The organism is Streptomyces sp. NPDC029044 (assembly GCF_040637495.1).
GTDB lineage: Bacteria > Actinomycetota > Actinomycetes > Streptomycetales > Streptomycetaceae > Streptomyces.
The window spans coordinates 301562-311641 of the sequence record NZ_JBEZWN010000003.1; the positions used below are offsets into that span (position 1 = coordinate 301562).

Consider the following 10080-nt stretch of genomic DNA (forward strand, 5'->3'; position numbering starts at 1 on the left):
TGCGCTGCGGCCGGCGAAGCCCTTCCATGCGCTACTTCCGGTTGTACAGCCGCATCGTGACCGGCCCGAAGACCAGCACGAACAGCCCGGCCCAGCCCAGCGACCAGGCGACCTCGTCGGCCGGCCAGTCGCCGCCCATCAGACCGCGCACCGCCGACGCCAGATGCGTGATGGGGCTGTTGTTCACGAACGCCTGTAGCCAGCCCGGCATCGTCTTCGGGTCCACGAACACGTTGGACAGGAAGGTGAGCGGGAAGATCACCATCATGCTGACGCCCATCACCGACTTCTCGGTGCGCAGCATCAGCCCGAACATCGTCCAGATCCACGAGAAGGCGAACGAGAAGGCCACGAGCAGGGCGATACCGGCGAGCACACCGGCGACCCCGCCGTCCGGCCGGTAGCCGAGGATCATGCCGACGGTGAGCATCACGATCGAGGCGATCGTGTACCGCAGGGCGTCACCGAGCAGATAGCCGACCATCGTCGACGGCCGCCAGATCGGCAGGCTGCGGAACCGGTCGAACACGCCCTTCTCGATGTCGGTGTTCACGGAGACACCCGTGTACATCGTGATCATCACGACCGACATCACGAGGATGCCCGGCAGCAGGAACTGGATGTACTCCTTCGGCGAGCCGGCCAGCGCCCCGCCGAACAGGTACGTGTACATCAGCACCATCATGATCGGGAACGCCGTGACGTCGAAGAGCTGCTCCGGCACGTGCTTGATCTTGAGGATCGCGCGCCAGCCGAAGGTCATCGAGGCCGACCACGCGCTGGGCCGCGGCGGCCGCTCCTTGGACACGAGCAGCGCGGCGAGGGACTCGGCACTGACCGGGGCGAGCTCTTTGCTCTCGGTGGTCGTCGCGGTGCTCATGCCGCCACCTCGTCCTTCGGGTTGTCGGAGCGGTCGGAGGAGTCGTGCGTGTCGTGCCCGGTGAGGGCGAGGAACACCTCGTCCAGGCTGGGCTGGCCCAGCGAGAAGTTGTCCACGGTGATCCCGGCGCGGGCCAGCTCGCCCAGGGCGCGGGAGGCCTGCTCGGCGGCGGAGTCGTCGCCGGCCGCCGTGGCGAGGCGGGCGGTGAGGGCCACCGGGTCGGGCTCCGGCTGCACCTGCGCGTCGAGGGCGCGGCGCAGCAGGCCGGCCGCGAGATCACGCTGCCCGGGATCCCGTAGGCGCAGATGGACGGATCCGGCGCCGACGGACGACTTCAGCTCGCCCTTGGTGCCCTCGGCGATCACTCTGCCGCGGTCGATGACGGCGATCCGGGACGCCAGCTGGTCGGCCTCGTCCAGATACTGCGTGGTCAGCAGCACCGTGGTGCCCTGGGCGACCACGGCCCGCACGATCTCCCAGACCTGGTTGCGGCTGCGCGGGTCGAGGCCGGTCGTCGGCTCGTCGAGGAAGAGCAGGTCGGGGGTGTTGAGGATGGACGCGGCGATGTCGATGCGGCGCCGCATGCCGCCCGAGTAGTGCTTGACCTGCTTGTCGGCCGCCTCCGAGAGCCCGAAGGCCTCCAGGAGCTGGCCGGCGCGTTCGCGCGCGGACTTCTTGTGGTGCCCGAGGAGCCGGCCGAGCAGGACCAGGTTCTCGGTGCCGGTTAGGTCTTCGTCCACCGACGCGTACTGGCCGGTGAGGCTCACCCGGCCGCGTACCTCGTCCGCCTCGCGGACGACGTCGTGACCGAAGACGTGCGCCTCGCCGCCGTCCGGCCGCAGGAGTGTGGCGAGCATCTTCACGGTGGTGGTCTTGCCGGCGCCGTTCGGGCCGAGGACGCCGTAGACCGTGCCCGCGGGCACGGCCAGGTCGACTCCGTCGACGGCCCTCGTCTCGCCGAACGTCTTCACCAGGCCCGCGGTCTCGATCGCCAGGCCGGACGTCTGCGTGCTCATGCTTCGGTTCCCTCCGCGTGCTTGGGCTACGCATGGAAAGACCTTTACCGTCGCGCAAACTCATCGGTCCCGCACCCGGGTTTCGCCGGAACAGGACCAAAGGCGTAGCCGCAGCGGGCCCGGGGCCGCAGCGGACTCGGTCCGGGGACCGAGGGGTACGGTCCCTTGCATGCATGCGATCACGATTCCCGAACCTGGTGGGCCCGAGGCGCTGGTCTGGGACGAGGTCCCCGATCCCGTGCCCGGCGAGGGCGAGGTCCTGGTCGAGGTGGCGGCCGGCGCCGTCAACCGGGCCGACATCCTGCAACGGCAGGGCTTCTACGAACCGCCGCCCGGCGCGTCCCCGTACCCCGGCCTGGAATGTTCCGGGCGGATCGCCGGGATCGGCCCCGGCGTCTCCGGGTGGAACGTCGGCGACGAGGTGTGCGCGCTGCTCTCCGGCGGCGGCTACGCCGAGAAGGTGGCCGTCCCGGCCGGGCAGCTGCTGCCCGTCCCCCAGGGGGTCGGGCTGACGCAGGCGGCGGCGCTGCCCGAGGTGGCCTGCACCGTCTGGTCGAACGTCTTCATGGTCGCCCACCTGCGGCCCGGCGAGACGCTCCTGGTGCACGGCGGTTCCAGCGGCATCGGCACGATGGCCATCCAGCTGGCCAAGGCCGTCGGTGCGCGGGTGGCCGTGACGGCCGGTACGAAGGAGAAGCTCCAGGCCTGCGCCGAGCTGGGCGCCGACATCCTGGTCAACTACCGGGAGCAGGACTTCGTCGAGGAGGTCAAGGCGGCCACGGACGGTGCCGGCGCCGACGTCATCCTCGACAACATGGGCGCGAAGTACCTGGAGCGCAACGTCAAGGCCCTGGCCGTCAACGGCCGCCTCGCGATCATCGGCATGCAGGGCGGAGTCAAGGGCGAGCTGAACATCGGGGCCCTGCTGGCCAAGCGCGCCGCGATCAGCGCGACGTCCCTGCGTGCCCGGCCGAAGGAGGAGAAGGCCGCCATCGTCGCGGCCGTCCGCGAACACGTCTGGCCGCTGTTCGCGGACGGTCACCTGCGCCCGGTCGTCGACCGTGAGCTCCCGATGCGGGACGCCGCCGCCGCGCACCGCGTGGTGGAGGAGAGCGGCCACGTCGGCAAGGTCCTGCTGATCACCCCGCAGGGCACCTGACATCGTCGGCCGGCGGAGACCTGTCAGACGTCCCCTAGACCCTCCGCAGCCGCAGCGCGAAGAACGCCAGGCCCAGCCCCAGTCCGATCAGGACCAGGCCACTGCCCAGGGGCAGGATGCGCAGGACCTGGCCGACGGGGCGTTCGGCGGTCGCGGCCTCGCGCACGGGCTGCTCGGCCGGCTCGGAGGACGCCGGCTCGGAGGGCGCCGGGGCGGTCTGGCGCGGCTCCTCGGGGACGGCCACGGCGTCCGCGACACCCGGACCGTCCCCGGCGTCCTCCGGCCGTCCCGGCCGCACCCGGCCCTCTCCCGCCCGGCTCCCGGCCCGCGAGGGCTCGCCGGAGGCGGAAGGAGCCGCCACGGCGGACGGGGCCGACGAAGCCGCCAAGGCGGACGGGGCGGTCAGGGGCGACGGGGCCGCCAGGGGCGACGGGGCGGCCCGTGTTCCGGGTCCTGTCTCCCGCGACGCCGCTTCCTCGGCCTCGCCCTCCTCGTACGTGAGGGAAGCCCTGGAGAACGCGACAGTCCCGTGGGACGGGACAGCCCCGTACGACGGGACGGATCCGTAGGGTGAGACGACCGCGCCCGCCCCCAGGGCGAGCACCAGTCCCGCCGCCCGCAGTGCGCGTAGCCATGGAGTCACGTGGGTGACCCCCTCCCGCCGCGCCCGGTAGGGCAGAAACGGCAAGTTCGGTCATATCGAGGCAATCAGCCTCACACCGCGCGGGCTGCCCGGCACTCCAGGTTCGGCCGACGGGCGGAATCCCCCGCAACGACCCCCGCATCGCCCCCCCCCGCAACGCCCCCCGCGTAGCCCCCTGCGTCGCCCCGTGCGTCGCCCCCCCCGCGTCGCCCCCGCCGGAGCACGGGCGCTGAGGCCCGCCCGCCTCGCTCATCGCCCCCCGCGTCGCCCCCGCCGGAGCACGGGCGCCGAGGCCCCGCCCGCCCCGATTCACCCGCGAGGAGGAACCGCCCCTGCGGGGGCAACCCGGAGCCCGGGCGGTTCGTCTCCTCAAGCGCGGTGGATCAGCCTCCCGCGGGGGCACCACGGAGGTGAGGTGCAGGCGTGCGACAGAATGGCGACATGGAGATGCCGAGGAACGAAAGGTCGCCGGAGAACCCGCAGATCCTGGTCGTGGGCCAGGACGGCATGGCTCTCGGTGGCGGCAGCGCAGACGAGGACTCCCGCGAGACCCCGGTCACGGAACAGGTGGAGCAGCCCGCGAAGGTCATGCGGATCGGCAGCATGATCAAGCAGCTGCTGGAGGAAGTGCGGGCGGCTCCTCTGGACGAGGCCAGCCGCGTCCGGCTCAAGGACATCCACGCCAGCTCGGTGAAGGAGCTGGAGGACGGTCTGGCGCCCGAGTTGGTCGAGGAGCTGGAGCGGCTCTCGCTGCCCTTCACGGACGAGGCGACGCCCAGCGACTCGGAGCTGCGCATCGCGCAGGCCCAGCTGGTCGGCTGGCTGGAGGGGCTCTTCCACGGGATCCAGACCACGCTGTTCGCCCAGCAGATGGCGGCCCGCGCCCAACTGGAGTCCATGCGCCGCGCTCTCCCGCCCGGGGTCGGCGACGGCCTCGACGAGCAGCACCCGGGCGGCCGGTCGGGCGGCCCGTACCTGTAGACGTCCGCAGGTCACACAGCACGAAGGGCCCGGCAGCCGAAGCTGCCGGGCCCCTGTGCGTCCAGGGCGTCAGGAGGGCGGGTTGCCCGTCGAGACGCTGAGCTCGATCTCGGGCATGTCCTCCGGGTCGACGTCGGTGTCGGCGGACGGGAACTGGTTCATGACCGTGCCGTCGCCGTAGGTGTTCTCGTCGACCTTCTTCTCGTTCACTTCCCAGCCGGCCGCCTGGAGGCAGGCCTTGACCGACTTGATGTTCTTGAACTTGAAGTCCGGGATCTGGATCTTGTCGGGGTCGTTGTACGACTCCCGCGGCTCCGTGCACTCCTCGGTGTCGATCGTCTTGGTGGTGTCCGGCCCTCGGTAGCCGGGCTTCTTCTCCGCCGAGGCCGACGCGGTCACGCTGCTGCCGCCGCCACCCTTGGCCTCCTCGCCGCCGCCGTTCAGGAGCAGCGCCGTGACGAGGCCGCCGACCGCGACCACGGACACGATGACCGAGCCGATGATCACCGGCTTGTTCCTGCCGCCGGAGGGGGCCGCCGGGGCATGGGGCGACAGGTTGTACGGCGGCGGCGTCGACGGGCCCGGCTGCGGGGAGTACCCCGCCGGAGACGGCGTCTGGTAGCCGCCCTGCTGCGGATAGCCGTACGCCGGGGACGGCCCCGTCGGGGCGGGCGTGCCGTACGGGTTCGGGGGCGGGGTCGGCTGGTACGGCGTCTGCACCTGGCCCGAGGGCGCCGGGGTCGCCTGGTCGACCGGCGGGAACACGGCCGAGCCGACGCCCGCGCCGCTCGGGGCCTGCGTGCCCGGCACGATGCTCGGGGGCGCGGCCTGGAAGGACGCCGCCACGCGCAGGCACTCGTCGCGCATGGCCTCGGCGCTGGGGAAGCGCTCGTTGGGGTTCTTCTTCAGCGCCCGGGCGATCAGCGCGTCCACGGCCGGGGGCAGCGCGCGGTTGATCGAGGACGGAACCGGCGGCTCCTCCTGCACGTGCGCGTACGCGATGGCCAGCGGCGAGTCCGCCTCGAACGGCAGCCGCCCGGTCACCAGCTGGAACAGCATGATGCCGACCGAGTACAGGTCGGAGCGGGCGTCCACGCCGCGGCCGAGGGCCTGCTCCGGCGACAGGTACTGGGGGGTGCCGACGACCATGCCGGTCTGCGTCATCGACGTCACGCCGGACTGCATGGCGCGGGCGATGCCGAAGTCCATGACCTTGACCACGGCGCGCTTGGTCATCATCACGTTGCCCGGCTTGATGTCGCGGTGGACCAGGCCCATCTCGTGGCTGATCTCCAGCGCGGCCAGCACGTCCGCGGTGATCTTCAGCGCCTTGTCGGCGGGCATGGCGCCCTGCTGCCGCACGTCCTCGTCGAGGACCGAGCCGAGCGGGCGGCCCTCGACGTACTCCATGACGATGTACGGCGTCGTCATGCCGTCGAGGGTGTCCTCGCCGGTGTCGAAGACCGAGACGATGTTGGTGTGCGTGAGCTTGGCCACGGACTGGGCCTCGCGGCGGAACCGTTCGCGGAAGGCCTGTTCCCGACCGAGATCCGTGTGAAGTGTCTTGATCGCGACCTGCCGGTCGAGCACGCTGTCGTACGCGAGGTGCACCGAGGCCATGCCGCCCTGGCCGAGGAGGTCACGCAGCTGATAGCGGCCGCCGGCGAGCGCCCGCCCCGTGTGCTGGCCCTGTGCGCCGTCCTGGCTCATGTTCCCCGTCCCCCGTAGCCCCTGCGGACGCCGCCGACTGCCGCTGATCCGTCGTTGAACCGTCGTTGATCCACACCGTCATTCCCGGCCAAGTCTGCCCCAGGGCACCGACACGTCAAGCTCGGTGCCCGTTCCGTGACCGTACGCGAAAGAAGAGTCGCGTAAGCGTTACAGGGGGCGTACGGGCGGGACACAGAATTTGCACGAGAGTACGGAGTGAAGGTTTCATGGCCGGTCCGTCTCGTGCCGGTCCCGGCACCCCTTCTCGGGCCGGAGGCTTGCGCGGAGGCTGTAGCGTGGCCGACGGAGACCGTAACAACACCGCGCGCACCGCGGGCAGAAACGACGGCGAGGACTGATGGCACAGCAGCAGCGCGCTCAGGGCCCGTCCGACCCCGAGGCGACTGGCGGCGGCATGTCGGACGCGCCGGAGTCCTGGGGGAACGGCGGGCTGGTCGGGGACGGCCGGTACCGGCTGACCCGCAGACTCGGCCGGGGCGGCATGGCCGAGGTGTTCGCAGCCGAGGACGTCCGCCTCGGACGCACCGTCGCCGTCAAGCTGCTCCGCTCCGACCTCGCCGAGGACCCGGTGTCCAAGGCGCGCTTCACGCGCGAGGCCCAGTCGGTGGCCGGCCTCAACCACCACGCGATCGTAGCCGTGTACGACTCCGGCGAGGACTTCGTCGGCGGCCAGTCCGTGCCGTACATCGTCATGGAGATCGTCGAGGGCCGCACCATCCGCGACCTGCTGCTGAACGCGGAGGCACCCGGCCCCGAGCAGGCGCTGATCATCGTCTCGGGCGTCCTGGAGGCGCTCGCCTACTCGCACCAGCACGGCATCGTGCACCGCGACATCAAGCCCGCCAACGTCATCATCACGCACAACGGCGCCGTGAAGGTGATGGACTTCGGCATCGCCCGCGCCCTGCACGGCGCGTCCACGACGATGACGCAGACCGGCATGGTCATGGGCACCCCGCAGTACCTCTCCCCCGAGCAGGCGCTCGGCAAGGCCGTCGACCACCGCTCCGACCTGTACGCGACGGGCTGCCTGCTCTACGAACTCCTCTCGCTGCGCCCGCCCTTCACCGGCGAGACCCCGCTGTCGGTGGTCTACCAGCACGTCCAGGACATCCCGACGCCGCCGTCCGAGGCCTCCGACGCCTGCCCGCCGGAGCTGGACGGTCTGGTCATGCGCTCCCTCGCCAAGGAGCCCGACGACCGCTTCCAGACGGCCGAGGAGATGCGCGGCCTGGTCCAGTACGCGCTCCAGATGCTCTACGACCAGGGCGGCCACACCGGCACCTGGAACACCGGCCCGGTCGACATGCACGAGGGCCGGCACACCCCGTCGGGCGGCTTCGCCGGCGCGACGGCCGTGATGGGCCACGCCGGGGACGCCTCCAGCACCTCGCAGATTCCCGCGCCGATCCTGCCCGGCGGCTACGGCGGCGGGGACGACGGCGGCTTCGAGGGCCACGGCAACAAGGGCAGCGGCCGCGGCAAGCTCTGGATCCTCGCCGTGCTCGCGGTGATCGCCATCGCCGCGGGCGTCGCCCTCGCGCTGCAGAACACCGGCGGCGGCAAGGACGACCCGAGCAAGGAACAGAAACCGACCACCTCGCAGACGACCGAGAAGAAGACGCCCAGCGAGACCCCGAGCGACGAGGAAACCGGCGCGCCGACCGACAAGAGCACGGACGACGGCACCGGCACGGGTAACGGAAACGGCAACTGGACGCCGTCGTACTCGCCCTCCTACACCCCGTCGCAGAGCGCTCCCGAGTCGCCCACCGGCGAGCCGACGGGCGAGCCGACCAGCGCGGAGCCGACCGGCGAGCCGACGGAGGAGGAGCCGACGGACCCCGGCACCCCGACCGACGCCACCGGCGGTGCCGACGGCGGCACCACGGAAGGCATCGTCGGCGGCGCGGGTGGCGGCGAAGGCGGCAACTGACAGGCAGAAAAACGCATGATCCACGCGCGCGTGGGGCCCGGGAGCGGGGCCCGCGCGCGCGTGTCGTTTTGGGCGCGCCGAAAAGTGGACTCTTCCCGTGACCTGGGTCACCGGGTTAACGTGCGGTTGCTCCGGCCTCCTGCAAGGCTGTGACCTGGGACCCTTCACCGCCTCCCCGATTTACTTGGATATCCAAGCAAAATCGCAGGTCAGAAGGGGTTTCACAGAAATGTGGCGCACTGGGTAACGTGCTTTCTGCAGGGCGCTCGCCGGGGCACCTGTCACGCCTGTTCCCGGCCGAGTGGCACCCACCCCGTGTCCCGTGGGCCGAGAACAGGTGAGCCGCACTGGCCTACCGGCAACCCCGGGGGCCGGACCGACGGAGGAGCACACGTGACCGTGGAGAGCACTGCCGCGCGCACACCGCGACGCAGCGCCGGAAGCAAGGCCGGCACCACCGGCACCAAGCGCACCCGCACGACCGCCAAGAAGGACGCCGGCACCGAGCCCCAGCTCGTGCAGCTGCTGACGCCCGAGGGCAAGCGCGTCAAGAACGCCGAGTACGACAAGTACGTCGCCGGCATCACCCCGGAAGAGCTCCGCGGCCTCTACCGCGACATGGTGCTCACCCGCCGCTTCGACGCCGAGGCCACCTCCCTCCAGCGCCAGGGTGAGCTGGGCCTGTGGGCATCCCTGCTCGGCCAGGAGGCCGCCCAGATCGGGTCCGGCCGGGCCACCCGGGAGGACGACTACGTCTTCCCGACCTACCGCGAGCACGGCGTGGCCTGGTGCCGCGGCGTCGACCCGGCCAACCTGCTCGGGATGTTCCGCGGCGTGAACAACGGCGGCTGGGACCCCAACAGCAACAACTTCCAGCTGTACACGATCGTCATCGGCTCCCAGACGCTGCACGCCACCGGCTACGCGATGGGCGTCGCCAAGGACGGCGCCGACAGTGCGGTGATCGCGTACTTCGGCGACGGCGCCTCCAGCCAGGGCGACGTGGCCGAATCGTTCACCTTCTCCGCGGTCTACAACGCCCCGGTCGTGTTCTTCTGCCAGAACAACCAGTGGGCCATCTCCGAGCCGACCGAGAAGCAGTCCCGCGTGCCGATCTACCAGCGCGCCCAGGGCTTCGGCTTCCCGGGCGTCCGGGTGGACGGCAACGACGTGCTCGGTGTCCTCGCGGTCACCCGGTGGGCCCTGGAGCGGGCCCGCAGCGGCGAGGGCCCGACCCTCGTCGAGGCGTTCACCTACCGCATGGGCGCCCACACCACCTCCGACGACCCCACCCGTTACCGCGGTGACGAGGAGCGTCAGGCTTGGGAGGCGAAGGACCCGATCCTGCGCCTTCGCCGGTACCTGGAGGCTTCAAACCACGCGGACGACGGATTCTTCCAGGAACTGGAGGCCGAGTCCGAGGCGTTGGGCAGGCGAGTGCGCGAGGCGGTCCGTGCCATGCCGGACCCGGACCACTTCGCGATCTTCGAGAACGCCTACGCGGACGGACACGCGCTCGTCGACGAGGAGCGCGCCCAGTTCGCCGCGTACCAGGCGTCGTTCGCCGACGAGGGGGGTAACTGAGATGGCCGACAAGATGGCACTGGCCAAGGCGATCAACGAGTCGCTGCGCCGCGCCCTGGACTCCGACCCCAAGGTCCTGATCATGGGGGAGGACGTCGGCAAGCTCGGCGGCGTCTTCCGGGTGACGGACGGCCTTCAGAAGGACTTCGG

General features: G+C 71.2%; 7 protein-coding genes and 2 pseudogenes. 5 read left to right on the forward strand and 4 right to left on the reverse strand.

The window, feature by feature from the left end:
• Window positions 1–31: 31 nt before the first annotated feature.
• Together AB0E85_RS04850 and AB0E85_RS04855 are read right to left on the reverse strand one after the other, a co-directional pair.
• A complete protein-coding gene (locus AB0E85_RS04850) occupies window positions 32–880 on the reverse strand; it encodes an ABC transporter permease (protein WP_033309961.1) in 849 nt (282 codons plus the stop codon).
• Window positions 877–1896, reverse strand: coding sequence for an ATP-binding cassette domain-containing protein (locus AB0E85_RS04855; protein WP_361922368.1), 1020 nt, complete (start codon window positions 1894–1896; stop codon window positions 877–879). The genes AB0E85_RS04850 and AB0E85_RS04855 overlap by 4 nt, the downstream gene beginning before the upstream one ends.
• 169 nt (window positions 1897–2065) lie before the next feature.
• Between AB0E85_RS04855 and AB0E85_RS04860 the strand changes: the two genes are divergently transcribed.
• Window positions 2066–3055, forward strand: coding sequence for an NAD(P)H-quinone oxidoreductase (locus AB0E85_RS04860; protein WP_361922370.1), 990 nt, complete (start codon window positions 2066–2068; stop codon window positions 3053–3055).
• Window positions 3056–3089: 34 nt separating this feature from the next.
• Here AB0E85_RS04860 and AB0E85_RS04865 read toward each other — a convergent pair whose 3' ends face one another.
• Window positions 3090–3698 (reverse strand): hypothetical protein, encoded by a 609-nt coding sequence (locus AB0E85_RS04865; RefSeq protein ID WP_361922372.1) that lies wholly within the window; start codon window positions 3696–3698, stop codon window positions 3090–3092.
• Between the two features lie 441 nt (window positions 3699–4139).
• Between AB0E85_RS04865 and AB0E85_RS04870 the strand changes: the two genes are divergently transcribed.
• The gene (locus AB0E85_RS04870) at window positions 4140–4679 is read left to right on the forward strand and encodes a bacterial proteasome activator family protein (RefSeq protein ID WP_361922373.1); all 540 of its coding nucleotides are present in this window, start codon (window positions 4140–4142) and stop codon (window positions 4677–4679) included.
• A gap of 69 nt (window positions 4680–4748) precedes the next feature.
• On the opposite strand, the gene AB0E85_RS04875 is transcribed toward AB0E85_RS04870, so the two are convergent.
• The gene (locus AB0E85_RS04875; protein ID WP_361922375.1) at window positions 4749–6389 is read right to left on the reverse strand and encodes a protein kinase; all 1641 of its coding nucleotides are present in this window, start codon (window positions 6387–6389) and stop codon (window positions 4749–4751) included.
• 358 nt (window positions 6390–6747) lie between these two features.
• Here AB0E85_RS04875 and AB0E85_RS04880 point away from each other — a divergent pair, with 358 nt between their 5' ends.
• The 3 genes and pseudogenes from AB0E85_RS04880 to AB0E85_RS04890 form a co-directional block, all read left to right on the forward strand.
• Window positions 6748–8346, forward strand: a complete 1599-nt coding sequence (locus AB0E85_RS04880) for a protein kinase (RefSeq protein WP_361922377.1) — start codon at window positions 6748–6750, stop codon at window positions 8344–8346.
• Window positions 8347–8739: 393 nt separating this feature from the next.
• Window positions 8740–9912, forward strand: a pseudogene (pdhA, locus tag AB0E85_RS04885) (pyruvate dehydrogenase (acetyl-transferring) E1 component subunit alpha); the annotation flags it as partial.
• Window positions 9800–10080 (forward strand): annotated as a pseudogene (locus tag AB0E85_RS04890) (hypothetical protein); the annotation flags it as partial. The pseudogenes pdhA and AB0E85_RS04890, both read left to right, overlap by 113 nt.

What these genes read in the sequence shown, in the direction of transcription:
- AB0E85_RS04850 (WP_033309961.1), bottom strand. Translation starts at nt 880, where the DNA reads ATGAGCACCGCGACGACCACCGAGAGCAAAGAGCTCGCCCCGGTCAGT.
- AB0E85_RS04855 (WP_361922368.1), bottom strand. Translation starts at nt 1,896, where the DNA reads ATGAGCACGCAGACGTCCGGCCTGGCGATCGAGACCGCGGGCCTGGTG.
- AB0E85_RS04860 (WP_361922370.1), top strand. Translation starts at nt 2,066, where the DNA reads ATGCATGCGATCACGATTCCCGAACCTGGTGGGCCCGAGGCGCTGGTC.
- AB0E85_RS04870 (WP_361922373.1), top strand. Translation starts at nt 4,140, where the DNA reads ATGGAGATGCCGAGGAACGAAAGGTCGCCGGAGAACCCGCAGATCCTG.
- AB0E85_RS04875 (WP_361922375.1), bottom strand. Translation starts at nt 6,389, where the DNA reads ATGAGCCAGGACGGCGCACAGGGCCAGCACACGGGGCGGGCGCTCGCC.
- AB0E85_RS04880 (WP_361922377.1), top strand. Translation starts at nt 6,748, where the DNA reads ATGGCACAGCAGCAGCGCGCTCAGGGCCCGTCCGACCCCGAGGCGACT.